Below are 24,670 nucleotides of genomic sequence, written 5' to 3'. Positions count from 1 at the left end.
CGCCTAGCGCTCTCCTCGCTTCCGATAGCGATGTGGATCCGAGGTCAGCATGTTGAGTGACGCCAAAATCAGATCAATCATCATTCAGGCCGCCTTGGCGACTGCTTTCCTGGCGTTCGCCGCGCTACTCGTCAGCACCACCTTCGCCAACCTTGAGGCGCGCGGTATCCCGATAGGCTTTGACTTCTTGTCCATGCCGTCCAGGATCGTCATCTCCGAGGCAATCCTCACATACAAGTCGCGGGATCCGTACTACTGGGCCATTGTAGTCGGGCTGACCAACACAGTCTTCATTTCCACGCTGGTCATCGTCTTCTCGTCCATTCTCGGACTGATCGTGGGCATCACGCGGCTGAGCAGCAACCCACTGGCTGCGGGCACATGTCGCGTGTGGGTGGAACTGGCGCGCAATTCGCCCCCTATCGTCCTTCTGATCTTCCTGTATTCGCTATGGTGGAAAATGTTGCCGCCAGTCGGCGAGGCGCTCAACCCGCTGCCTGGCGTCTATGCTTCCATGCGCGGTTTCGTGGTCCCAGCCGTTGGCATCGACGTAGGCATGACCGGTCTCCTCATGATCTTGTGCGCCATCGCGCTCGCTATCGCAGGCTGGATCGAGTACGCAAAGGTTGGTCGCCGAAGGCTGTCGCGCCCAGTGTGCTGGCAGTTAGCGCCGCAGGAGTTTGGCTCGCTGACGCGCGGTTCACCATCGACTGGCCGGTCTTCACCGGCTCGAACTTTGAAGGTGGCAAAGAACTGACCCCGGAGCTCAGCACGATCCTCATCGGATTGACCCTCTACACAACCGGTTTCGTAGCAGAAATCGTGCGTGGCGGTGTCCTGTCGATCGGCCGCGGCCAGTGGGACGCTGGCCATTCGCTTGGCCTTCCGCGCGGCAAGATATTGCGCCTGATCGTCATCCCCCAGATGCTGCGGGTAATCGTGCCACCGCTCAACAGCCAGTACATCAACGTCGTCAAGAACTCGACCTTGGCAATTGCGGTTGGCTACCCGGATTTCCTTGCAGTCATGAATACAACCATCAGCAAGTCCAGCCACTCCATTGAAGGCGTCTTCATCATTCTCGGCGTCTATCTCGCCCTCAATCTCACCATGTCGGGCGCAGCCAACTGGTACAACCGCCGCATCGCCATCGTGGAGCGATAATCATGAAGGCCGTTTCTCTCCCGTTACCCGTCGAGCCCCTGGAGCGACGTGTTCGCTTCCCAGTCCTGCAGCGTACTGCCGGGCTCCTATTCGGTACGCCTCTCAACGCCGCATTGACGCTGGTGTTTGGCACTCTGCTGATGGTCACCGTCCCGCCAGTGCTGCACTGGCTCGTCATAGACGCAGTGCTGTTCGAACCCGACCCGAACGCCTGTCGTGCGGCGGCTGGAGCCTGCTGGAGTTTCGTATACGCCAAGTCCGGCCAGCTCCTGTTCGGCATCTATCCGATTGATGACCGCTGGCGTCCCGCCATTGTGTGCATACTCATCCTGGCGCTGCTGGGCTGGTCTGTTCGCCCGGCTAGCTGGAGACCCCGATTACTCGCGCTCTGGTTGGCAGCATTCGCGTTGATCGTCTGGTTGATGGGTGGTGGCCTTGGCCTGGTCGAAGTCCCCACGTCCTTGTGGGGCGGACTTCCTGTAACGTTGATACTGACCGTCGTTGCCATCGGTGTCGCCTTTCCGGTCGGCATTCTGCTTGCGCTGGCCCGACGCTCTTCCATGACTGCGGTGCGGATCGGCGCGGTGGTACTGATTGAATCAGTGCGCGGCCTTCCCCTCTTGTCCATCCTGTTCGTGGCATCGATCATGATGCCGCTCTTCCTACCGGAATCGCTGCTGCCCGACAAATTCGTGCGCGCGCTGGTTGCTCTGACCATTTTTGCGGCGGCCTATCTGGCCGAGGTCATCCGCGGCGGGCTTCAGGCTATCCCCAATGGGCAATACGAGGCCGCCGCCGCGCTCGGCCTTCCCTTCTGGCGCACCCAGTACCTCGTTGTCCTGCCACAGGCCATCCGCGTGGCCATCCCTGCACTAGCCAACACAATCATCGTCATGATCAAGAACACCAGTCTTGTCCTAGTCGTGGGCCTATTCGACTTGATCAGTTCCGGCAAGGCAGCGCTTGCGGATCCCGAATGGCCATCGCCGGCGGCCGAGACCTTCCTATTCATCGGCGCGATCTTCTTTGCGCTCTCCTTCTCCTTCGCCCGTTTCGCCGACTTCCTCGAACGGCGCGGTCCGACATCGCACTAGGAACAAGAACATGTTGTCTTCCACTCCTCGCACGCGACATGCTGAACCTGGATCTTCTACTGCCGAGACAGCTGCCGTCGAGATGATTGGCGTCAACAAGTGGTACGGGACCTTCCATGTCTTGAAGAACATCAATCTCACCGTTCGTCGCGGCGAAAAGCTGGTGATCTGTGGACCGTCTGGCTCTGGCAAGTCGACGATGATCCGTTGCGTCAACCGGTTGGAGGAGCATCAGAAAGGTCATATCGTCGTAGATGGCACTGAGCTAACGAACGATCTGAAGAAGATCGATGAAATCCGCCGCGACATCGGCATGGTGTTCCAGCATTTCAACCTCTTTCCGCATCTGACCGTGTTGGAAAATTTGACACTGGCGCCAATCTGGGTGCGTAGACTGCGGCGCAAGGAGGCTGAAGAGACAGCCATCCACTATCTCGAGCGCGTAGGGATTCTGGATCAGGCGCACAAATATCCGGGTCAGCTCTCTGGCGGCCAGCAGCAGCGCGTAGCCATTGCTCGCTCACTCTGCATGAACCCGAAAATTATGCTGTTCGACGAACCGACCTCGGCACTTGATCCCGAAATGGTCAAGGAGGTGCTAGATACAATGGCGTCGTTGGCCGATGATGGCATGACAATGCTGTGCGTCACCCACGAGATGGGATTCGCCCGCCAGGTTGCGGACCGCGTTGTGTTCATGGACCAGGGCGAGATTGTCGAGACGAACACTCCGGTCGAGTTCTTCACAAGCCCGCTTCATGAACGCAGCAAGCTGTTTCTCAGCCAGATTCTGAATTAAGCAGTTGAACGCGTCTGCTTTGACGAGTTCAGTTCAACTACTCTGTCTCAATTTTGCTCGCATATACGCCTCTCGTCATGGGCGTCGAAGACCACTATCCGGGCGACTTCCCGTGGAATGTAGGCGGCTCACGGCGAGCGAGCAGCTTGTCAATCCGCCTTCCGTCCATATCGAGAATCTCGAAGCGCCAGCCCTCGTAGTCGAAGTGCTCACCAGCTTCCGGAAGATGCCCAAGCCGGGACAGGGCGAACCCGGCGATCGTGTGAAAATCACCCTCTGCCGCCCGTGATCGAAAGCCGAGGAGAGCGAAAGCATCGTGCGCCAGCATCATACCGTCGATCAGCAGGGAGCCGTCTTCACGCTCGACGACGTCGGGGTCCTCACCGTCCAGATCCGGAAGGTCGCCTGCGATGGCTTCGAGCAGATCGGTCTGGGTGACGATCCCCTCCAGAGCGCCATATTCGTCGATGACGATCGCCAGGCGTACCGGTGCCCTCTTGAACCGATCGAGAACGCGGAATATCGGCGTTCCTTCATGAACGATCACGGGGTCGCGGATGACCGCCATTGGATCGAGCGTTTTCCCGTCGAGCACTTGGTCGAGGAGATCCTTCTTCAGGATCATGCCGATTGGTTCATCGATCCCGCCACGGCCGACCAGAAGCTGCTCATGGCGACATTCACGGATGGTACGCAGAATCTCGTCTGGACTGTCCTCAGTGTCGATCCAGTCGATATCGCGCCGCGGCGTCATGATATCGGCGATGCGCCGATCGCCAATGTTGAAGACGCGCTCGACGAGCTCCTGCTGGGTCTGGTGAAGCAGCCCTGCCTCCTGGCTCGCCGCGACAAGCAGCTTCAGCTCTTCAGGCGAATGCAGGGACTCCTCGCCCGTCCCTGGCCGTAGCCCGCAGAGACGCAACACCAGATTGCCAAGACCGTTCAAAGCGAGGATCGCCGGCCTGAGCAGGAACAGGAACAGGCCTAGCGGCCGCACCACCCAGAGTGCCGTGCCCTCGCTACGCTGAAGCGCCAGGCTTTTCGGCGCCAACTCGCCCAGAACGATGTGGAGAGCAGTGATGATAATAAAAGCAATTGCGACGGCGATTGTATGGGATCCGGCGGTGGCAAGAGACCCCATCGCTCCAACCAGCAGTGGCTCGATCAGATGGGCGAGTGCAGGTTCGCCAACCCAGCCAAGCGCCAGCGACGAAATGGTGATACCCAGCTGGGTCGCGGCAAGATTGGCATCGAGACTCGCCAAGGCTCTTTGAAGCAGCCCGGCGTTCAAGCGCCCAGCGGTAGCAAGTTCGTCGACTCGGCTCCGCCTGACCGCCACCAACGCAAATTCGGCAGCGACAAAGAAGCCATTTGCGCCAACGAGTACGAGAACCAATAGAATTCCAAGAATGTCGCGTAGACTACCATCGTCCGCCGGCATGATATCCTCTGCTTAATCTCACTGGGGCCATCTCTGAAGCGTATTTGGCGCTATGCGCAACCGCATTAGGCCAAGATCGTCAAACCGGAGCTGCTACCGCAGCGCCGGGGCCTGCTCAATCAAGGCTAGCAAACCCAAATTCGCGCTGCGAACTCGACCGAACAAAAGCCGGCCGACATCGACCGGCGGACGAGATCAGACAGAAGACGAGTTGGTCTTGTCGACCGAAGTCAATGGCAGCGCCATGGATAGATCGCCCTTGATCCAGTGATCGAGCAAAATCACCGCAATGCCCGCAAGTATGGCTAGCGCTATCATCCAAGCGATCTTTTGACGGTCGGTCACTCATGATCTCCCCAGGAGCTCACAACCCTCACGGCAATACGCAACCGGTATCGTCGGCTGAAGGCGAATCCAGTATGTTGCTCGCGGATTGCAATCCGTTCGGCAATTGAAGGACGCAAGGGCACACCTCACTAAGCCACACGCTCTGCGATGGCGAACGCCTGAAGATTCTTTGCCTTGCCGTGATAGCAGCGCGGTTTGAGTGCGACCACCGCCTTTGTCCTCGCTAGACTTGCGGCGCATTCGTCGCGACCCTCACCTTGTCGCCCATCTCTTTTGCTGTCGCCAGAGCTTTGGCCTTGTCCTTGGTCGTCAACACTTTGCGCCAGTGCGGTGCCTCGACACGCTCACAACGTAGGTCGTCGCAGGCGGCTCGTCGGTCATGCGCCCAACTCTGTTTCGCCCAAAAGCAGAGTTGGGTCCGGAGTTTCTTGGAGATTGGGTTCTAGTCGCATGGTCCCTTTTTCCAAAACGGCGTTAAGGAGACGTGATTTGCCAAACGGCTACGCCGGCTAGAACAATTCCGGCAGCGCCTTCGATCGTCCGCGAAATGGCATCGAACAGGCGTGGCCGGCTATCGAAAAAATGCACCAGGCGCTCCCGAAACAGGATCGACAGCACCGCAACGCAAGACAGCGTCAGCGCCACGCCGGCCATCATGGTGATTGCGAAAAGAATACCGGCCACCGGAACGCCCCTGGATATCGCAAAGGTCATCACGAAAAGCGTCAGCGGACAGGGGATCAAGCCGGCCATGACGCCGACGGCCTCGCCCTCATGTTTGTGGTGATGGCCGTGGCTCAATGCGCGGTAGAGCATCCAAACGCCGATCAGGCCAAGCAGGCCCCGACTGACGTCTTCCAGTAGCGGGGCACGGCCAACACTGCCTAGGGCAATGGACACCAAAGGCAACGAGAGCGCCGCGATCAGAACCGCGATCGTCACATGCGTGAGCGAAAGTGTCAGCGATACCAGAAGCCCACGCTGGACACTGGCATCCGATCCGGCGAGATAAGTGGCCAGCACGGCTTTGCTATGGCCCGGCGTCAGGGCATGCGCCGCACCGAACAACACGCCCATCGGCAGAAAGGCCATGAAGGCCAACCAGCCGCCGCCGGCCGAAAGCAGTTTGATCTGCTCGGCCAGCGCCAGGTAGATCGTGCGCTGGAACTCGACAAGCGTCTGGAACATGGCCATCGAACCGGCTCCGCTTCAGCCGCACGTCAATTCAAGGCGCGTCGCGAAAATCTTGCCGAGATCGGTCCCCGTCGGATCACTGAAGAACGCGTCTGTCAGGCTCTTCTGGTTCTGCGCGATGGCCGTATCCGGATCTGGACGCACGACCGCGCGTGAGCAGCCTTCAGGCAGGCCAGCCACCACAATCTTGTCGTCGTCGGTAAAATCGATCGCCGTGTAGAAGGTCGGGTCGTAGACACCGATGCTGACTTTTCCAGCAAGGGCCAACGGATCCTTCGGTTGCGTTTCGAACTGGACGACGAGTTGATCGTTTTCATAGCTGACGCTGAACTTCGGCGGTGGCGCCATCGTCACGTCCTTGCCATTCAAGGTCACCATCTGAAAATAGTTGTACTCGGCCAGCGACGCATGGACGGTGAGAGCGACTTCATCGAGTTCCTTGGCATCAAGGACAAGGTCGGAATTCTTGTCGAATTCCATCAGCACGGTGCTGGAAAAGAGGTCGTCGAAACGCCAGGAGTGCCGAAGCGACTTGACCGTCCTGTCTGGACCGACGGTCAGGTCCAGCTTCGCTTCGGCAAACACATGCGGATGGGCGTTCGCCGCCGCCGCGGAAGCGAGCAACAGCGCCGCGCCTGATATCATGCCAGTCAGTCGCATTTTTCGCTCACATTTCGCTCGTCGATTCCGCATCAGGCAGGACACCTGCCATTGCAAGCAGGCCGAAATGGGACATTCAAACGCCAATTCTTCAGAACAGGGTCGCCATGCAACTAGCGCCTGAGCGTCATCACGACGCTTGGCCTTGCTGGTCCTTGTTCGTCGTCGCGCGAATATAGCTCAGGTTCTTGGTACCTATGGCGCCGATATCGCTGACCTGGAATCCGCTCTCGGTCAACAGCGAGGCGACCGAATGCATATCGACATGACCATGCTTGTGGAGCCTGGGCAATCTGGACTTGCGCACCGGCCTGCCGAAATCGATGAGCAACAGCCGGCCTGCTGGCTTCAAGACGCGTGCCGCCTCGCGGATGAAGGCCGATCGAACAGGCTTCGACAGGTGATGCAGCATCAGCGTGCCGACGACGATGTCGAATTGCGCGTCCCTGAAGGGAAGCTCCTGCGCCGTCCCGTGGACGAAAGTCAGATCGAGACCAGACCGCTCGGCCTTGGCGCGCGCCCTCTCGATCATTTCGGCCGACGCATCGACGCCGGTGACGCTTCCGTCCGAACCAACCAGCCGCTTCGCGGCAATTGCAAGGGTTCCCGTGCCGCAGGCCACATCGAGCATCGCTTCGCCGGGCTGGAGTTTTGCCGGGCGAAGCATGAACTCGCGAAACCGGCCCTCGCGCCCGAAAGTCAGAACGCGCGCAAGCAAGTCATAGGCCGCCGCCCGGTGCAGGACGATGCCAATGCCCCTGTCGCTCGCGCTCTGCGCACCGTTGCCGACGAGCCCCCTGTGACGCAGGCTGCCCCACAGCGTCAGTCCCGCGATCACCGCAAGGACGAGGCCGTGGAATGCCGCCGTCCAGGCCCCGGCCTGAACATAACCCACGCCCAATTTGGCGAGGACGAGGAAGCCGGCGACCAGCGACAGCTTGGCAAGCAGGGCCAACGCTATCACCCTCTTGCGCGAATGCGGTCCGTTACCGGCGGGATGATCAGATGAGTGCATGTCTGGCGACCTTCTGGCATTGCGGCGTGCCCAAACCCGATTTGAGCTCCTGGACTTGGCGTATCATAATGGACACAATGTCTGGAAATGCTGTTGTCGGACATCGGACCGCCGAATGTCCGAAACTGGGCACCGCAGAGGGCCATGGCCATGAAAATCGAACGTGCGGGCGAGCGGAACACGATCGATCGACGCGTCGCGCGGACGCGCGGCCTGCTGCAGGACGCGCTCATCGCCCTGATCCCGGAGCGGGGATATGCTGCCATCACCGTCGACGACATTTGCCAGAGGGCCAATGTCGGCAGGTCGACCTTCTATACCCACTATGCCGACAAGGATGCTCTGCGCAGCGCGACCATCGAGGCGCATCTGCGGTCGATCGTCCGCAGGCGCGAGGCGGCAAGTCAAGCAACAGGTAGCCGCCTGTTCGAGTTCAGCCTGCCCATGTTCGAGCACGCCCATGCGTTCCGACCGCTTCACCACGCATTGCTTGCAAGCAGCGGCGATACGATCCACGACGAATTGCGCGAGCGTATCCGGCGAGCCGTCCGGGAAGAACTCGTCGAGAAACGGATCGGCGATCGCGGCATGCCTGCCGAATTCGCCATTCAGTTCATCGCCGGCGCATTTCTCGCGGTCCTCGCCTGGTGGGTCGGCACCGACATGAACCTTTCACCGACACAGGCAGATGATCTGTTCCAGGGGATGGCGGGAAGAGGCATCGGCGCCTGATTAGTCGTCGGCTATCGAGCTTGCAATAATCGTGTTCGATCTCCCCGTGTCGACCGGCGATGTCAAATGGACAAGCTGTTTTCGATTGCCCGCAATCAATATATAAAGTTTGGAGACCTGATCTCCATTCCGGTCCTCGCTGATTTTTTCGGCGTCCGTCCGGGCGAAGAAGCGTTGCTCGAATGTCGCGCGGTCGACGTCGAACAGTCTGATGGAACAGGTCTGCACGGCCTTGCCGTTCAAGGTGGCTTTGGTCACCGCGATCATGGTTCCGGCAGGTAGATCGTTGCCAGTCACCGCCCACCCCTGAAAGGCATCCACGTCATCGACTGGAGCAAGCGCTGCGTCACCGGATAGCGGTGTCCACCCACGCGCCTTCGCCACAGCGGCGGTTCGCTCGAAGTCGGGGCCATGGGCAAGACAGGTTTCGTGAAAAGCTTCTAGCCCCAGATCGACATTGTCGGCATACACCGGCGTCAGGCAGACGCCTGCGAGCGCAAAAGCGAAAGGGGCTTTCGACATATCAGTTACACCTCGCGCTGAGGAGCGAGTACCGGTACGATTAAGATGGAGCCATTGGCACGCTGGTCAAGCGATCGCCAGGGCATCGACCTGCAGAATGACGTGGGGCGCGCCGCTCATGTTGGCTCTGGCATGCCGCGGGGCTGCTACAGACCTTCCCGTCGTTCCTCCGGCGGACGAACCTTACGGAACATCGCAAGCAGAAGCATGTCGTAGACAATCTTCAAGGCGCCGGCGATCAGCAGCGGCCAACCGAAACCGGACATTGCGAGCAGCGGCAAGCATCGGGCTGGCGGCTGCCGCGAGGCTGCGCGGGACGGCGGTGACACTCGCGGCTGCGGCCCGCTCACCAGGCGATACCACGGCCATGACGTAGGAGGTGCGGGTCGGCACGTCCATCTGCGACAACGCGCTTCTGATCAACAGAAGCACAATGACTGGACCGAGGCTCGTCATAAAGGGAATGAGCAGCAAACAAAGGCTCGACGGCAGGTGAGTGAACACCATGGTGTTCACCAGTCCGATCCGCTTTGAAACTTGAACAGCCACCAAATATGACAGGGCTGAAAGTACGCCCGTGCAGAAGAAAATCGCGCCCGTTGTAGCAAGGGACAGGCCAAAGCGTTGGTACAGCCACAGAGCCAACAACGACTGGACTACGAAGCCGCCGGCAAAAGCGTCAAGGCTGAAAAGCGCAGCAAGGGTGAGGACGATGGTTCGAGACTTGCGCAATGGCTCTGCTGGCGCTGCGCTCGCCCCGACAGACTCGTCCGGCAGCCGCCGATACAGGAGCAACGCTCCCACTCCCAGGAAGGCATAGAGCAGAAAGGCAATCTGGAGGGCTTGCTTGATCTCCAGGCCAACAACCTGTCGGAGGATATCGGGCGCTCCGGCCGCCAGAGCACCGGCGGCCCCAATGAGTGAACCGACAAGGCTGTAGCGGGCAAAGAGTGCAGTGCGGTCGCGATCCGTGACGCTATGGGCGAGTTGCGCATGCTCCAGCGGCAGAAACACACTGACGTCGCCAGAGGATGGGTTCAGCGTGCCGACGAATGCGACAAGGAGCAGCGGCCAGAAATCTTGAACCAACGCGAAGGCGATCCCGGTGACGACCATCAGGACGGCAGCTGCGATCAGCAGGGAGCGGCGGGAGAAATGGTGTGCGACAAACCCGACGGTCAAGGTGAGCGCCGCCGAACCCGCGAGCGTTGCGGTGGCGACGCTTCCGATCTCAAAAGCGCTGAAGCCAAGTGCTGCCAAATAGGCGGGAAGCAGAAGACTGACGAGTCCGTCGCCGAATGCCCTCAATCCCCTGGACGTCAACAGAAGGACAGCTGCCGGCCTGGCACCGGCAGGCAGCAGCGAAAACCTCTGTTTGACCGCTGGTTCGCGCGAAACATTCGTCGGCGTCTGAGCTGTCAGGGATGCCTCCTGCCGAAGAGTGGTTGCGCCTATGGCACTGCTCAAATCGATCCCGTGGCAACGCCATAAAGCACGCCCAGGACAGAGCATGTCGCGAGCACGGGGATCATGCCGATCTTGAAACGAAACACGGCCAGCAGCGCACCGACTGTCAGCACCAGCGACGGCAGGTTGACGGAGCTGAATACTGGCACGTCCAGCGTCATGCCCAGCCAGTTGACCTCACGCAGTTCGTGGAACAGCACATGAAGCGCAAACCACACTGCCAGATTCAAGATTACCCCGACCACCGCCGCCGTGATGGCAGACAACGCTGCTGACAAGGCCTTGTTGCTGCGCATCGTTTCCATGAAGGGCGCGCCGAGGAATATCCATAGGAAGCAGGGAACGAAGGTGACCCACGTCGTCAGCAGGCCGCCGAGCGTTCCAGCGACAAGGGGGCTAAGCACTCCCGGTGCCCGGTACGCTCCCATGAAGCCGACGAACTGGGTGACCATGATCAGCGGGCCAGGCGTGGTCTCGGCCATGCCGAGGCCGTCCAGCATTTCTCCTGGCTTCAGCCAGCCGTAGTGCTCGACGCCCTGCTGTGCAACATAGGCGAGCACTGCGTAGGCGCCGCCGAAGGTGACCATCGCCATCTTGGAGAAGAAGATGGCGATGTCGGTGAAGACGTTGCCTTGCCCAAGCAGCATCAGAAGTCCAAGGACGGGTACCAACCACAACGCCAGAAAAACTGCCGCGATCTTCAGCGACCAACTGACTGACGGCCGGGCATGCGCAGGCACCCCTTCGCCAAGCGCCGTATCGGCGTCGGCAACCTGCTTGCCGCCGACCTTGCCATGTCCGTTACCCGACTGGAATGCAGCCGACCCTGCCCGTCCCCCGACGTAACCGATCACACCCGCAGCCAGGATGACCAGCGGGAATGGCGCGTGGAAGAAGAACAGAGCGATGAAGGCCGCTGCCGCGAGCCCGACCATGATATTGTTCTTGAGCGCCCGCCTGCCGATGCGCAAAACCGCTTCGAGCACTATGGCGAGGACTGCCGCCTTCAAACCGAAAAACAGGGCCTGGACTGCGCCGACGTTGCCGAAGATTGCGTAAATCCAGCTGAGCGCCATGATGGCGACCGCGCCTGGCAGTACGAACAGGATTCCGGCGACGAGGCCGCCTCTGGTCTTGTGCATGAGCCAGCCAATGTAGATGGCCAGCTGCTGCGCCTCCGGTCCGGGCAGCAGCGTGCAATAGTTCAGCGCATGCAGGAACCTGGTCTCGCCGATCCAGCGTCTTTCCTCGACGATGATCCGGTGCATCATGGCGATCTGACCGGCCGGACCGCCGAAGCTGAGCGCGGCGACGTGCGCCCAGACCCGTGTGGCCTCAGCAAACGAAATGCCATGACCGGGCGTGTCGTCTGGTCGGTTCGGTGCTGTCACGGTGCTCTCTGCATTGGCCATGGTTAGTTCCTCGGATCACCCGCGCTTCGAGCGGAAATATCGGTAGAGGTTGTCGAACACCGAAGCGCCCTCGGCGATCCGTTGCTCGTCACCCGCGTTTGCCATAGTGATGCCGGCGATCAGGCTGGCGATGCCGGTGGTTTCCTCGCGACCGAACTTGCCGTCCTTGAGATCGATATCGTGTACGACCTCGGCGACGGCCTGCAGTGCCGGATCTGATATGGCAGTACGGGCAAGCAACACCTCGAAGCTGCAGCGGTCGCCTTCATGGGTGATTTCGCCCTCGAACATGTCGAAGCGCAATTCGCCCTCCTTTGGCACGTATCCCTTGCCCGCCACGAAGCGGATCGTTGCGTCGGCGTCGATGAAGCGACGGATCAGCCAGCTGCAGGCAATGCGGTCGACATGCACGTCCCGGCGCGTGACCCAGGTCCGGCCCTTGAGCTCGCTCGGCTCGTCCGCCTTCATCGGTTCCTTGGTCATGGCCTTGTCCTCTATAAGCTGTGCCTCGAGCTCGGCGATCAGTCCCTCGACAGTGAGGCGACCGCTGGCGCCGAAGAAGTCGATTGTCACAAGGTCGGCAAGCCGCTTGCGCATTCGACCGAGTTGCGCGCGGGCGTCCGCGCGCCGATCCTCGGTCTTGTCGGAGTCGATAGCCGCCGTTAGATCGCGCGCTGCCTTGGCGATGTCCGCATAGTCGGTGTCCCGCGCGGCATCGAACAGCGCCCGAACCTGTGCGTCCGTCAGGCCGTCGATCAGACGCGCTTCACAAACCATCGCCTCACCGCCACCGTCGATAATTTCCTTCAGGAGCCATTCGAAATCCTCCTGCGTCTCTGCATCGGCGGGCAGCGCATAGACTGTGCTTTTGACCGCAACTGCGCCGACACCTTGCAGCCGCCGCCAGATCTTTACCCGGAAATAGGCTGGTTTGGTCGGCAGTTGATGGATCAAGAGCAGCCAGCGCTGCTCGGTCCCAAGTTCCCCTTCGCTCATCAGCAGACCGTATCACTGAGAAAAACAAATGCAACACTTGTATCATATTTTATTCAGGCGTAGCGTTGGCGGTCTCGCAGACTGTCCCGCTGACGCCCGACAGGAGGTGCCGAAATGACAGCCTCGGGTGGGGCTACCCAGTCAGGATCATCCGCGACTCGGACCCTTGGACGCACCGCCGCTACGCTCATGACTGCCGGCATGATTATCGGAACGGGTATTTTCGGTGCCCTTGGTGCGACCGCCGAGCGGGCCGGTCCCGCCCTTCTGCTGGCAATGATCCCAGGCGGGCTGGTATGCTTGGCCACAGGCATCAGCGGTGCGCAACTCGGCGTCAATTTCCCCAGACAAGGCGGTGCGTTCATCTGGGCCCGGGCGTTCCATCTCAACACGGTCGCCTTCCTTGCTGGCTGCTGCTATGTTGGACAGGGGATTGTGGGCACGAGCGTGGTATCGCTCGCCTTCGCTCATTACTCAGCACAACTTGTTCCTGGCCTGCCCGTACATTTGACGGCTGGCGCGGTTGTACTCGTTGTTATGGTACTGAATTCCTTCGGTATCTCCTTCACGAGCAAAGTCATTATTGGCCTGATGCTGGTCATCGTTGCGCTGCTGGGCGTATTCGTCTTCTTCGCGGCTCCGCATGTAGAAGTCGCTCGTTTGGTCCCGACACTGGATAAGGGGCCATTCGCATTTATGGCTGGCGCCGCGATCTTCTTCTGGGCTTGGGATGGCTTCATGCGCACCGCCATTATGGCGGGCGAAATTCGGGATCCCCGAAAGGCCATTCCCTTCTCCATTCTAGGCGGCATTGCGATCGCCGCCGTCGTCTATTACGCCGTGGCCGCTACTACTCTGGGGGTGCTTGGCGCAGAGGAAATGGCCAAAGATGACGTACCTCTCTTCAAAGCAGCTATGCAGGCTATCGGGTCGTGGGGCGGTTGGCTGATCCTAGGGGCCGCATGGACAGCATCGATTAACGAGCTCGTGAGCGATCTGCTCAGCGTCTCGCGTGTGGCGCTCGCGATGGGCGAGGCGCACGAATTGCCGAAGTGGCTCGGCGAGGTCCATCCGCGCTTTAAGGTGCCGCGCCACGCAGTACTTGCCGTCGGGATGCTCGTCTTTGCAGTGGTGCTGGTGTTCGACCTGCGTCAGGTTTTGCCGCTCGCCAGCTTTTACCTGCTGGTTTGGTTTGCCATTACCCACTACGCGGCTCTGCACTTAAGTAAGGAGCAGCGCCTATTCTCGCCCTTCTTCGCTTGGTTCGGCCTGGCTGGCTGCTTCGTACTGCTCTTTTTCATACCACCCCTTCACCTTATAATTGGAATGGTGACGCTCGCGTTGGCGTTCGGCACTCGATTCATTGTGCGGCGCCAACCGAAATCCGGTTCGGTTAGTGCTCGATGAAACGAGGAGGTCTAACATGCTCAATACCCAAGCTATTGAATCCCTTACCGGACTGAAGGGACAGACCACGGGTGACGTGCTCAAGTTATCGGTCCCGCGCAGTGAAGTGAGAGTGACCCTGGACGGCTTTGAGATCATTCCGTTTATGGGCCTCACCTCCTGGGTCAGTTTTAAACAGGGGGCACATCATGCCACGTTGATGGGCGACATCGTCATGCTCGAAGATGAAATCGAGGACGCGATGGCCGCAGCGATCCAGGCGAACCTGTACGTAACAGCCCTACACAATCATTTCGTCCGCGAGCAGCCGCGCGTGATGTTTATGCATGTCGAGGGTACGGCTGATGAAACTGCGTTGGCGACAGGAGCGCATAGGATTTTTGAAGCGATAAAGATCGTGCGCCAGAAGCATCCTGTCGAACCCGCCATCAAGAAAGTGAATAGTCGCTTGGACGCGCCGCCGCTTGAGGCGATAGTAGAGCACAAGGGCGAGAGCAAGGACGGCGTGCTCAAGTTTGTCCTGGGGCGGCCATCCGTGCCCGTCGTCTGCACACGCTGTGGCGAGCTCAATATTGATGCCGCAATGGGCTACAACACATGGGCAGCCTTTCAGGGCACGGACGAGCGCGCCGCAGTCTGCGGCGACTTTGCAATGCTCGAAAATGAAGTCTCTTCGGTCATCCGTGAACTGCAAGCTGGAGCGATTGGAGTAATCGCGGTGCACAATCACATGTTCTTTGAAGACCCGCGGATCATCTTCTTGCACTACTGGGGCATCGGCAATGCTCAGGCGTTGGCACAGAGCTTGAGGCGGGCACTCAACACGCAGCAATAGCCTATCGCAGTCGCCACAGGAGTCACGCGACCGCCGCGCGCTCGCGATTGATGGCAGCGATAATGTATCGAGTGAAGAACTTCGGCGCAGCGCTCGGGTTGGCGGCGCGACAGTGGTGGGAAGGTCGGCCTGGGTGGCGGTTCCGTCGAAGTTGCCATACTCGTCGATGCTGGCGGGGCCGATAGGCACATCTCTTCGGAACTGCCGGTGGCATGATCCAGTCGATGTCATGGCGGACCCCAAACACGGATGTCGCGGGTCGGCCAAGATCGAAAACCTATGTCCGGATCAACGGCCAAACGCAGAGCAGGATAACCGCCAGCGCGGCGCCGATGTCCAGAACATGTTCCGTCTAGGCCCCGCAAGATTTTGGTTTGCGCCACCAATGGCAGGAGCGTGTGCGGAGCACGATGGCCAAAAGTGGGAACGCGGCGACCGTGACGATCATGCCGGCGGCAAAGGTACCGACGGAATAAGCCCCGGTATCAAAAGGCTAGCGAGCGCATAGTTCATGATGAACGTTGTTAGCGCCAAGGCAATAGGCCGGCGACCACAGCGAGCATCGGGCCGGACCGATCGTGGCCATGGGAATATGGCCGGGAGGCCCACCAAAGCAACCACAGACTTGCCAGTAGGACAAGGACTTGGCTCGCGTGCTCTAGCACCGGCGCGGGCCGGCACAGACGAGAGCCCGACGGAGGATAGCGAAGCCCGAGCGCACCAGCACGACCGCCGAGCCGACACGGGTCAGAAGAATCAGGACCGTGCTGGAACCGAGCGCGCCGGTGCCTTGCAGCCGCCGCCCGATCTTCACCCGGAAGTAGGCCGGCTTGCTCGGCAGCTGATGACGGATCAGGAACAGCCACGCTGTTCCGACGATTCCCCCTCATTCAACAAGTGAACCGTATCACACGCCCAATTAAATGAAACACTTGTATCATCGCTTATTCAGGAGTAGCGTTGGCGGTCTCGTAGCAGGCCGCTGACTGTCCCGCTGACGCCAAACCTACGGAGATAAGATCATGAAATGGGTTACCCGCGAACGTCCGGTCATCGACCGCATCGCCTGCCCCTGGCTGATTGCGCGCTTTATCGACAAGGAGCCAGAATTCCTGTTCGTGCCGCCGGATCGGGTGATCCCGGTTGCCCAGGAGACGGGCGCGACGCCCTACGACGTACCCGGCGTCGAGTTCACGCATGTCGGCGACGGCTGCAGTTTCGACACCTTCGTCTCGAAATATGGCCTTGAGCGCGACCCGGCCATCGTGACCATCGCCGCGATCGTGCGCGGCGCCGACACGGATCGGCACGATCTCACGCCGCAATCGGCGGGGCTGCTGGCGATCTCCATGGGGCTCAGGGACGTGACGCCCGACGACCAGGAAGTGCTGAAGCACGGCTTCGTCATTTACGATGCGCTCTACGCTTGGGCCTCGCGCCGCAAGGCGGAGACGCACAGCTGGCCGCCAGCCTCGAAGCCAGCAGCATGATAGTTGCTTGAGTCTACCTGAAATCGTCTATGGCACCGCCCTCAAACCTGCATTGGCCTCCGGCACAAGCCTCGCTTCCCAGGCGATTGTCAGCGAGGAAGCGGCACAGAATGGCGGATTTGACATGCGTCTGCTGATCGTCGAAGACGAGGTTCGTCTCACAGAACTTCTTCGCGTTGCCCTTGCACGCGCCGGGTTCGTCGTGGATGCCGTTGCTTGCTGTGGGGACGCTGAAGAGGCTCTTTCCGTCATTCCATATGATGCGGCAATTCTCGATCTAGGACTCCCCGATGGTGACGGCCTTCAGGTGGTCAGGAGATTGAGATCGAGCGGCAATCAGATCCCAATGCTTGTACTGACGGCGCGCGATGCGGTTGAGGATCGCGTGCTCGGTCTTGATACAGGCGCCGACGACTATGTCATCAAGCCATTCGCAATGTCCGAACTGATAGCTCGCACCAAAGCGATGCTACGGCGCCCCGGAGGTGCCCTTGGGGCTACGCTCAATGCAGGAAACATTGCGCTCGACACAATCGGTCGAGACATAAGTGTCGATGACATCCCCTTGCCGCTCCCTCGGCGCGAATGCTCGATCTTGGAGCACCTGATGCGCCGGCTGGACCGCGTCGTTCCAAGATCGGTACTAGAGGACAAGCTTTACGGCATGGACGATGAACTTGAGTCCAATGCCATTCCAGTTCACGTCCACCACCTCCGTCGCAAATTGATGGAGGCGGGAGCTACGGCGGAGATCCATACAGTGAGAGGGGTCGGTTACCTTCTCACCGAAACCAGGACATGATTCGAGGTCGATACTGCCACTCTCTCCAGCTACGCTTGGTGGCGCGGTTGGCGGTTCTTTATGTAACAGCGACCGTGATTATCGTCGGTGTATTGGTCTACCGAGCGTATGATACCGCCGGCACGCTCAACGATCGGGAACTGACTCTCCGCGCGGCGGACCTTGCGCAGTCAATCTCGATAGATGCCGGAGGGTCCCCCCGGCTCAATTTGCCGTCGAAGCTACGGTCTGCCTATCAAGCGGCATCCGGTGCCGACATCTACGCGATACGCGGGCCTGAGAATCGGATTATCGCGGCCTCGCCGCCAAGCTTCGGAGCGCTGGTGGAAGGATGGCCAGCCGCGACGGACGACCCAGATTACTTCCGCCTGGAACATTTTGGCAGCGGATCCGACGATTACTATGGCTTGAGCATAAGGCTGGATAGCGTCTCTGGTCCGCTTTCGATTTCGGTGGCACGGGCTGCCGATGCCGATGCGCTGATCCGCTCCGTCTTGCGAGATTTCGTCCTCGATATCGCTTGGGTCATCCCGCTTCTGGTGGTGATAACGCTGGCAATCGGAATCCTTGCGATCCGCAGCGTCCTGAAGCCTGTCCGCGAAGTTTCGGAAATGGCAGCAGCCATCGGCCCGAATGCGACCGGAGTCCGGTTATCGGACGAACATCTTCCAACCGAAATCGCACCTCTTGTCACGGCGGTCAACCGCGCGCTGGATCGGCTCGACCAAGGGTTTGCGGTTCAACGTCAGTTCACCGCCAATGCCGCCCATGAACTGCGAACCCCACTTGCCATCATTACCGCCGCTCTCGACACCATGGAGGACGTCGGGGAACTGACCAAATTCAAGGCTGACGTGGCGCGTATGAATCGGCTCGTCGAGCAGCTTCTCAGCGTTGCCAGATTGGACGCCATCGAACTGGACACTTCCGCTACGGTGAACCTAAACGACGTTGCAGCGCGCGTTGTCGAAAACATGGCACCCTGGGTCCTGGCCAATGATCGGACGATCGCCTTCAATGGCTACGTCGAGCCTGTGCAAGTAAAAGGCAACGCACATGCCATAGGCGATGCGATCAGGAACCTTGTCGAAAATGCCGTTCACTACACGGCTCCCAAAACCGAGGTGACAGTCAGCACTTATCCTGATGGAAGCGTCAGTATTGCGGATCAGGGGCCCGGCATTCTCGCCGAGGATCGAGAGCGGGTTTTCCGGCGCTTCTGGCGCGGCAGCGGCGCCGGTTCCCAAGGAGCCGGTCTTGGACTTGCGATCGTGGCAGAGATCATGAATGCACACGGCGGCGGCGCCATCGTCGACGACAATCCCAACGGCGGCGCCACCTTTACACTCTGTTTCGTGTCGGCTGATCCCGATAACTCATCGGGTGCGAACGGGCAGACGGATCTGTTACATCTTTAGGAAGGCACAAGTTTCCCAAGGCGATACGTGGCTCGTTTTGCCGCCGTCAATCGTCATCGTCATCGCCATCGGCACCACGAACCTTTCCGGTCTGCGAATCAACGATTATCTCAGTAGCCTTCCCGTTTTTGGACCCGATCACATCGAGATACTTGCCTTGGCGGACGATCTGCACATTCGTGTAACCGTCCGATTGCAATTTTTGTCGTACCTGGTCTTCGGTCATAGGTTGGCCATCAGCGATGAATGCGGGGCCTTCGCTTCGCACAGCCGTTGCAATTACCACTCCGGGCGCCCCGATAAGTAAGGCCGCGCCAAGGCGCCAGGCAAATAATCGGTTCATCGATTTTCTCCATATTGTGCAAACTTCAACGGCCTAATCGAACATCCGAATTTTAAGGCAGAATTAATGTGCACTTCCCGAAGTATCTCCTGACCGCCTTCGAGGAAGCTCCTTACGGCAATTTGCCAAGAGGGAACAGAAGGTCACGGGATCGTATGTATCACAAGGCCGGGCGGCGCGTTCTGCACCTTCGGTGCACGACACATAAAACTGCCTTAAAAGAGAGCGCCCAGAATCTGCTGTCTGGCGGGCTGGGATTCCAGCGCCAGCGCAACGATTTTCATCGCAAAGGGCACCGGATGGCTGACTCGTCGAATGATTATGCCGGAGGCAGTAGGAGAGGCAACCGGATCGCACGATGGATAGACCATCGCTTGCCGATCTTCACCTTCATCGACCATGACCTCAGGGACTACCCGACGCCGAGGAATCTGAACTACTGGTGGAATTTCGGTTCGCTGGCCGGGTTCATGCTGGTCGTCATGATCCTCACCGGCATAGCGCTCGCAATGCACTACACTGCTGACTCAAGCCTCGCTTTCGGCTCCGTCGAGCACATCATGCGCGATGTGAATTACGGATGGATGATCCGCTACATCCACCTGAACGGCGCATCGTTCTTCTTTATCGCGACCTACATCCATATCTTTCGCGGCCTTTATTACGGCTCCTACAAGGCGCCGCGCGAGCTGCTGTGGATGCTGGGGGTCGTCATCCTGCTGCTGATGATGGCGACTGCCTTCTTTGGCTATGTCCTGCCCTGGAGCCAGATGGGATTTTGGGGCGCGACGGTGATCACCAACCTGTTCTCCGCAATTCCGGTAGTTGGAGAGAGTATCGTCACGTGGCTTTGGGGCGGGTTCTCCGTCGACAATCCGACGCTGCAGCGCTTCTATGCGCTGCACTACCTCCTTCCGTTCGTCATCGTCGGCGTCGTGATGCTGCATCTCGTCGCGTTGCACCGGCACGGTTCCAACAATCCGCTTGGCATTGACCGCAACGGGCCGGGCGATAGCATCCCCTTCCACCCCTACTACACGGTCAAAGACCTGCTCGGCTTGGCGGCGTTCCTGCTGGTGTTCGCCTTCTTCGTCTTCTATCTGCCGAACTACCTGAATTCCGCGGACGCCTATATCCCAGCCAATCCACTGCAGACGCCCGCAGAGGTCGTGCCGCAATGGTATTTCCTGCCATTCTACGCAATCTTGCGCTCAATCCCGAACAAGCTTGCCGGCGTCATCGCCATGTTCTCGGCCGTGGGTGTCCTCTTCATCCTACCCTGGTTGGATACATCGAAGGTCCGCAGTGCCCGCTTCCGGCCAATATACAAGTGGGTCTTCTGGCTCCTGGCTATCGACGTCATCACTTTGGGTTGGGTCGGCGCCAACAAGCCAGAGGGCATTTTTGTTCTCGTCGGCCGCGTTGGCACGTTCTACTACTACTTCCATTTCCTTGTCGTGATGCCGCTCCTCGGCATTTTCGAGCGGCCGCTGCCATTCCCGACCAGTATCGTCTCGGCAGTCCTGCCTGGGAACAGAGCCGAACCTGCCGCCTTTTAGGTGCTGGTGTGCAAGCCATGACTGTGCAGTTCTCGCCTATCGCACCTGACTGTCGCTGCGACGGCGAACCAAACCCAGTAACGGATACCATGGGGCCAATTGATCAACTCGCATCGAAGGAAAAGGAACATCGCTATGTCACTATCGATCCGCTTGGCAGTTCTCATTGCTGCCGCAACTATCGTCACTCCCTCGTTCGCCGCCAATCCCGATTGGAGCCAAGTCGGAAAGGCGCTGGGCAAAGGCGGGACCACCCTGTCCGACGGCGTCTATAGAGTTGGCTTGCCACGAGCCGACCTGAAGGTGTCACTCGACGGCATAGCGCTGAAGCCGGGCTTCGCGCTCGGAGGCTGGGTCGCATTCGAACCTATGGGCAACCAGGCCATGGTCATGGGTGACCTCGTGCTAACGCAGGACGAAGTGAACCCGGTCATGAAGAAGCTCGAAGAAGGCGGCATCGAGATCACTGCGTTGCACAATCACCTGCTGCGCGCAGAGCCGATGACGCTCTATATGCACGTCTTCGGCCAGGGCGACCCGGTCACGCTCGCCACCGCGCTTCACGCCGGATTGGTACTGAGCAAAACGCCGATGGGAGACGGCGCACTCCCACAGGTCGCTCCGGAGATCGCGTTCGACGCCGCTAGTGTCGACCAAACCATCGGTTATAAAGGTAAGGCCAATGGTGCGGTCTACCAGTTCACCATTCCGCGCGCTGATCCGGTCAAGGAAGATGGGATGGACGTGCCGGCTGCTCTGGGCTCCGCCATCGCGATCAACTTCCAATCGACCGGCGGCGGCAAGGCGGCGATCACCGGTGATTTTGTGCTGACGGCGAAGGAGGTCAATCCGGTCATCAAGGCATTGCAAAGCAATGGCATCGAGATTACGGCCTTGCACAGCCACATGATCGACGAGCAGCCGCGGCTCTTCTTCATGCATTTCTGGGCGAATGATGACGCGCAGAAGCTGGCAAAAGGCCTGCGCGCGGCCCTTGATAACGTCGCCGTCAAGCAGAGCTAAGTTGGGCTGCGTGCACGGGACTCTCTGTTGGAACTGTGCGAACGTTCATGCGGATCCGGATGTCTGACGAGAGGCAAATTGCTACACGGCAAGAGGGAGGATATGCCCTTCAGGTCGGTGCGTTGACCAAGCGCTATGGCGAGCAAACCGCGTTGGCGGATGTTGCCTTCAACGTGGAGGCCGGCGAAATCCTCGGTCTTATCGGGCCGAACGGCGCCGGCAAAACCACGTTGCTCGAAGCAGTTGCCGGCGTTCTTCCCGCCGATTCGGGAACGGTTCTCTGGCACGGCGTCTCTTTGCCACCTGCATTGCGTCGGAGATCGATCTTCTACCTTCCCGACGGCCTGCGGCCCTGGCGCGACCAGTATGTCGAACGTGTGCTCGCGTTCTTCGCCGGTGTTTACCGGACATCGGATCTCGACATCGCCGACACGGTCGACGCGCTCGGACTTGCACCGGTGTTGATCAAGCGCGTGTCTGAATTGTCCAAGGGGTATGCCCGTCGACTGATGCTGGCGCTTGCCCTGATTACGCCGCATCCGTTGCTGCTGATGGACGAGCCCTTTGACGGCTTCGACTTGCGACAGACCCGCGAGATCATGGGGGTGCTGCGCAAAGTCGCCGCGCAGGGGCGGAGCCTCGTCCTCGCGATACACCAGCTGCTCGATGCCGAGCGCCTATGCGATCGTTTCATCTTGCTCGCGGACGGCCGCGTACGTGGCATCGGATCCCTGAGCGACCTGCAGGCGCGTGCGGGAATCTCCTCCGGCGGGTTGGAGGAGGTTTTCCTTGCGCTCACCTGAGGCAGCCGTGCCGCTCGGCGCTCCCTTCGGCCCTTTGCTGGCCAAGGAGCTGCGGGAAATGGCGAGCGGCCGGCCGCTCTGGATAATGCTGCTGATACTCTGCCCTCTCATCGGCTTCAGCCTCTTCCAGGCCGTATCGCTCTATGGCGAGGCGAGCGCCACGGCGCTCAACTCGCCTGGGCTCGCGAGCGCGCTATCACCGCTTGACGGCGTGTTGGTCCCGACGTTCGGCGGCTTCTACGTCGGCGTTACACTGCTGTTTCCCTTTGTTGCCATACGTGTGCTTGGCCACGAAAAGGAGGCCGGCGCGTTGCGGCTCCTGATCCAGTTGCCCTATCGAACGCCGACCTTGATCGGCGCAAAGCTGGTTGCCGTCCTCGCGGCCTGGCTCATTGCAGCGGTGCCTGCGATCTCTGCGCTCGCGATTTGGGAGTTCATGGGCGGACACCTGTTCGTTGCCGAGACCTTGAATCTTGTTCTCGGACATTTGCTCTACGGGCTGCTGGTCGGCGCCATTGCATTGTTCGCCGCTGCGCTTACCGAAAGCGCGGCAACCGCCGCGATTGTCACGCTCGGCTTCACGCTCGGATCGTGGGTCATCGACTTCGCGGCGGCCAGCCAACCCGACCTTCTTGGCTGGCCGTCGCGGCTGTCGCTCACCCAAACGCTGCACACCTTTGAGCTCGGATTGCTGTCGATCGGTCTCGTCGTCGGGGTGTTCGCTGCGATTCTTGGATTTGCTGCGCTCGCTGCCATTTGGCTCCCGATGGGCGTTGCCGTGCGCACCAAGCTTGCACGTTCGCTTGTCTGCGTTTCAGCGACCTGCCTTGTACTGGTCGCCGCAACCCAGATCAGATGGTCGGCGGATACGACCGAGGACCGGCGGAACTCTTTCTCGCTAGCCGACGAGCAGGCGCTGGCGCAGCTCAGCAAGCAGCTGACCATGACCGTTCACCTGGTACCCGAAGACCCCCGGTATGCGGATTTGCAGACCAGCATCGTGTCGAAGCTTGAGCGCATCATTCCCCGGATTATCATCCGTTTTGCAGGCGACCAGCAGAGCGCTGTCGGCAGCGCCAGCGACCAGTCGTACGGTGAGGTCGAGTACAGCTACGGCGGCCGGTCCGCTGTCAGCCGATCGACGGGCACCGAGGAAATTCTGCCGCTCCTCTACGGGCTCGCAAACGTACCCCTGCCCGCACCGGTCACAGGAACCGACGACTATCCAGGTTATCCGCTTGTCGCCGCTCCCTGGATGGCGCTCCCGTGGTTCCTAGGTGGCCTGCCGCTGCTCATCGGGGGCACCTGGTGGTGGAGCCGCCGGGTACCGACCATCGAAACGCGATTCAAGTCGCAAGGAGATCAACCGTGAAAATCTCACATAGCCTCGTGACAGTCGCTGCAGCTGCCGGCCTGTTGGCCTTGCTGCTGCCAGCTTCTGCCGGCCAGCGCAGCATCGTGAACTTTTCGGACGACGAAGTTGGTGCCGAATCGAAGGCCATGCCCGGCATGGTAGGCATTTGGCGGATCGAAACGGAAGGCGACAACAAGGTGTTGGCCGTCGATGGGCGCCAATGGAAGGCGGGGCAGACCTCCGCCGGTCTCGCCGATAAGGCACGGGCTCTTTATGGGGAGCGGTATGCCGAGTTTCTCGACCGCGTCCAGGCTTATGCATACTTCCCCTACGCAGTCTTTGAAGGCATGCCGGATTTCCGCGATGGAGAGATCAGCGTCCGCTTCGAGGGCATTTCCGGCCGCATCGACCAGGGTGCCGGGATATTGTTCAACCTGAAGCCCAATCGCGACTATCTCACGATTCGCGCCAACCCTTTGGAGAACAATCTTGTCTTGTGGAAGTTCGAGAAAGGCAAACGCTCGTCGGTGACCTGGGTAAAGAACACGCCGACCCCAACCCATAAATGGCACGACCTCAAGGTGCGCATCGCCGGCACCAAAGTTGAAGGCTATGTCGACGGCAAGCTCTACCTGCAGGACACGCTGCCTGAGCCGGTGACCGGGCGTGTTGGCTTGTGGTCGAAGGCCGACAGTCACGTGTATTTTGATGACTTCACCGTAACTCCGGCTGGTTAAGCGGTCCGCTTTCAACCAGCTTTCAAAGCTATCGGCGGTACGGTGCGCGGAGTCC

At 59.8% G+C, this 24,670-nt stretch carries 24 protein-coding genes and 1 pseudogene; 15 read left to right on the top strand and 10 right to left on the bottom strand.

The features are described 5' to 3' along the window. Positions 1–49: 49 nt before the first annotated feature. From NKI18_RS09200 to NKI18_RS09185, 4 genes are read left to right on the top strand one after another with little or no spacing between them, the layout of a single operon-like run. Positions 50–757, top strand: coding sequence for an ABC transporter permease family protein (locus NKI18_RS09200; protein ID WP_352617700.1), 708 nt, complete (start codon positions 50–52; stop codon positions 755–757). Between the two features lie 29 nt (positions 758–786). Next, on the top strand, positions 787–1,164 hold the full coding sequence (locus NKI18_RS09195) for an ABC transporter permease subunit (protein ID WP_352617698.1): 378 nt from the start codon (positions 787–789) through the stop codon (positions 1,162–1,164). Positions 1,165–1,166: 2 nt separating this feature from the next. Further along, on the top strand, positions 1,167–2,258 hold the full coding sequence (locus tag NKI18_RS09190; protein ID WP_352617695.1) for an amino acid ABC transporter permease: 1,092 nt from the start codon (positions 1,167–1,169) through the stop codon (positions 2,256–2,258). A 10-nt stretch (positions 2,259–2,268) separates the two neighbouring features. After that, on the top strand, positions 2,269–3,057 hold the full coding sequence (locus NKI18_RS09185) for an amino acid ABC transporter ATP-binding protein (RefSeq protein WP_502900677.1): 789 nt from the start codon (positions 2,269–2,271) through the stop codon (positions 3,055–3,057). A gap of 94 nt (positions 3,058–3,151) precedes the next feature. On the opposite strand, the gene NKI18_RS09180 is transcribed toward NKI18_RS09185, so the two are convergent. The 5 genes from NKI18_RS09180 to NKI18_RS09160 all read right to left on the bottom strand — a co-directional run bounded on the left by NKI18_RS09180 (position 3,152) and on the right by NKI18_RS09160 (position 7,715). Continuing rightward, a complete protein-coding gene (locus tag NKI18_RS09180) occupies positions 3,152–4,498 on the bottom strand; it encodes a hemolysin family protein (protein WP_352617692.1) in 1,347 nt (448 codons plus the stop codon). Positions 4,499–4,693: 195 nt separating this feature from the next. Then, a complete protein-coding gene (locus tag NKI18_RS09175) occupies positions 4,694–4,843 on the bottom strand; it encodes a hypothetical protein (protein ID WP_352454963.1) in 150 nt (49 codons plus the stop codon). A 477-nt stretch (positions 4,844–5,320) separates the two neighbouring features. Beyond that, a complete protein-coding gene (locus NKI18_RS09170; protein WP_352617939.1) occupies positions 5,321–6,034 on the bottom strand; it encodes a HoxN/HupN/NixA family nickel/cobalt transporter in 714 nt (237 codons plus the stop codon). Between the two features lie 21 nt (positions 6,035–6,055). After that, positions 6,056–6,700, bottom strand: coding sequence for a DUF1007 family protein (locus NKI18_RS09165; RefSeq protein WP_502900676.1), 645 nt, complete (start codon positions 6,698–6,700; stop codon positions 6,056–6,058). A 130-nt stretch (positions 6,701–6,830) separates the two neighbouring features. Further along, entirely contained in the window at positions 6,831–7,715 is an 885-nt protein-coding gene (locus tag NKI18_RS09160; RefSeq protein WP_353019448.1) for a class I SAM-dependent methyltransferase, read from the bottom strand. A 150-nt stretch (positions 7,716–7,865) separates the two neighbouring features. Between NKI18_RS09160 and NKI18_RS09155 the strand changes: the two genes are divergently transcribed. After that, complete coding sequence (locus NKI18_RS09155) at positions 7,866–8,447, top strand: TetR/AcrR family transcriptional regulator (protein WP_353019445.1); 582 nt, start codon at positions 7,866–7,868, stop codon at positions 8,445–8,447. On the opposite strand, the gene NKI18_RS09150 is transcribed toward NKI18_RS09155, so the two are convergent. From NKI18_RS09150 to NKI18_RS09135, 4 genes and pseudogenes are all read right to left on the bottom strand, one after another. Beyond that, positions 8,448–8,969 (bottom strand): hypothetical protein, encoded by a 522-nt coding sequence (locus NKI18_RS09150; RefSeq protein ID WP_353019442.1) that lies wholly within the window; start codon positions 8,967–8,969, stop codon positions 8,448–8,450. It abuts the gene before it with no gap. Between the two features lie 146 nt (positions 8,970–9,115). Then, a pseudogene (locus tag NKI18_RS09145) lies at positions 9,116–10,331 on the bottom strand (MFS transporter). A 101-nt stretch (positions 10,332–10,432) separates the two neighbouring features. Beyond that, entirely contained in the window at positions 10,433–11,848 is a 1,416-nt protein-coding gene (gene chrA, locus NKI18_RS09140) for a chromate efflux transporter (RefSeq protein WP_352622283.1), read from the bottom strand. A gap of 15 nt (positions 11,849–11,863) precedes the next feature. Further along, the gene (locus NKI18_RS09135; protein ID WP_352622285.1) at positions 11,864–12,844 is read right to left on the bottom strand and encodes a chromate resistance protein ChrB domain-containing protein; all 981 of its coding nucleotides are present in this window, start codon (positions 12,842–12,844) and stop codon (positions 11,864–11,866) included. A 114-nt stretch (positions 12,845–12,958) separates the two neighbouring features. Between NKI18_RS09135 and NKI18_RS09130 the strand changes: the two genes are divergently transcribed. From NKI18_RS09130 to NKI18_RS09110, 5 genes are all read left to right on the top strand, one after another. Then, positions 12,959–14,251: an APC family permease gene (locus NKI18_RS09130; RefSeq protein WP_352622287.1), complete on the top strand. Its 1,293-nt coding sequence runs from the start codon at positions 12,959–12,961 to the stop codon at positions 14,249–14,251. Positions 14,252–14,267: 16 nt separating this feature from the next. After that, a complete protein-coding gene (locus NKI18_RS09125) occupies positions 14,268–15,086 on the top strand; it encodes a DUF1259 domain-containing protein (protein ID WP_352622290.1) in 819 nt (272 codons plus the stop codon). 1,022 nt (positions 15,087–16,108) lie between these two features. Further along, a complete protein-coding gene (locus NKI18_RS09120) occupies positions 16,109–16,576 on the top strand; it encodes a chromate resistance protein ChrB domain-containing protein (RefSeq protein ID WP_352622293.1) in 468 nt (155 codons plus the stop codon). Between the two features lie 124 nt (positions 16,577–16,700). Further along, positions 16,701–17,378 carry a response regulator gene (locus NKI18_RS09115; protein WP_352622311.1) on the top strand — a complete coding sequence of 226 codons (678 nt, stop codon included), beginning with the start codon at positions 16,701–16,703 and terminating at the stop codon, positions 17,376–17,378. A 47-nt stretch (positions 17,379–17,425) separates the two neighbouring features. Continuing rightward, positions 17,426–18,796 (top strand): sensor histidine kinase, encoded by a 1,371-nt coding sequence (locus tag NKI18_RS09110; protein WP_352622295.1) that lies wholly within the window; start codon positions 17,426–17,428, stop codon positions 18,794–18,796. A gap of 46 nt (positions 18,797–18,842) precedes the next feature. On the opposite strand, the gene NKI18_RS09105 is transcribed toward NKI18_RS09110, so the two are convergent. Next, positions 18,843–19,139 (bottom strand): hypothetical protein, encoded by a 297-nt coding sequence (locus tag NKI18_RS09105; RefSeq protein WP_352622297.1) that lies wholly within the window; start codon positions 19,137–19,139, stop codon positions 18,843–18,845. Positions 19,140–19,438: 299 nt separating this feature from the next. Here NKI18_RS09105 and NKI18_RS09100 point away from each other — a divergent pair, with 299 nt between their 5' ends. The 5 genes from NKI18_RS09100 (at position 19,439) to NKI18_RS09080 (ending at position 24,615) form a co-directional block, all read left to right on the top strand. Continuing rightward, positions 19,439–20,698, top strand: coding sequence for a cytochrome b (locus tag NKI18_RS09100; protein WP_352622299.1), 1,260 nt, complete (start codon positions 19,439–19,441; stop codon positions 20,696–20,698). Between the two features lie 135 nt (positions 20,699–20,833). Next, complete coding sequence (locus NKI18_RS09095; protein WP_352622301.1) at positions 20,834–21,721, top strand: DUF1259 domain-containing protein; 888 nt, start codon at positions 20,834–20,836, stop codon at positions 21,719–21,721. A gap of 122 nt (positions 21,722–21,843) precedes the next feature. Continuing rightward, positions 21,844–22,524: an ABC transporter ATP-binding protein gene (locus NKI18_RS09090; RefSeq protein ID WP_352622303.1), complete on the top strand. Its 681-nt coding sequence runs from the start codon at positions 21,844–21,846 to the stop codon at positions 22,522–22,524. A gap of 7 nt (positions 22,525–22,531) precedes the next feature. Then, positions 22,532–23,896, top strand: a complete 1,365-nt coding sequence (locus NKI18_RS09085; protein ID WP_353019433.1) for an ABC transporter permease — start codon at positions 22,532–22,534, stop codon at positions 23,894–23,896. A 44-nt stretch (positions 23,897–23,940) separates the two neighbouring features. Continuing rightward, the gene (locus NKI18_RS09080) at positions 23,941–24,615 is read left to right on the top strand and encodes a hypothetical protein (protein WP_352622307.1); all 675 of its coding nucleotides are present in this window, start codon (positions 23,941–23,943) and stop codon (positions 24,613–24,615) included. Positions 24,616–24,670 lie beyond the last annotated feature (55 nt).

The organism is Mesorhizobium sp. M0800 (assembly GCF_040320095.1).
GTDB lineage: Bacteria > Pseudomonadota > Alphaproteobacteria > Rhizobiales > Rhizobiaceae > Mesorhizobium.
The sequence above is the reverse complement of the archived record's forward strand: the minus strand, read 5'-3'. Positions and strand labels throughout refer to the sequence as shown.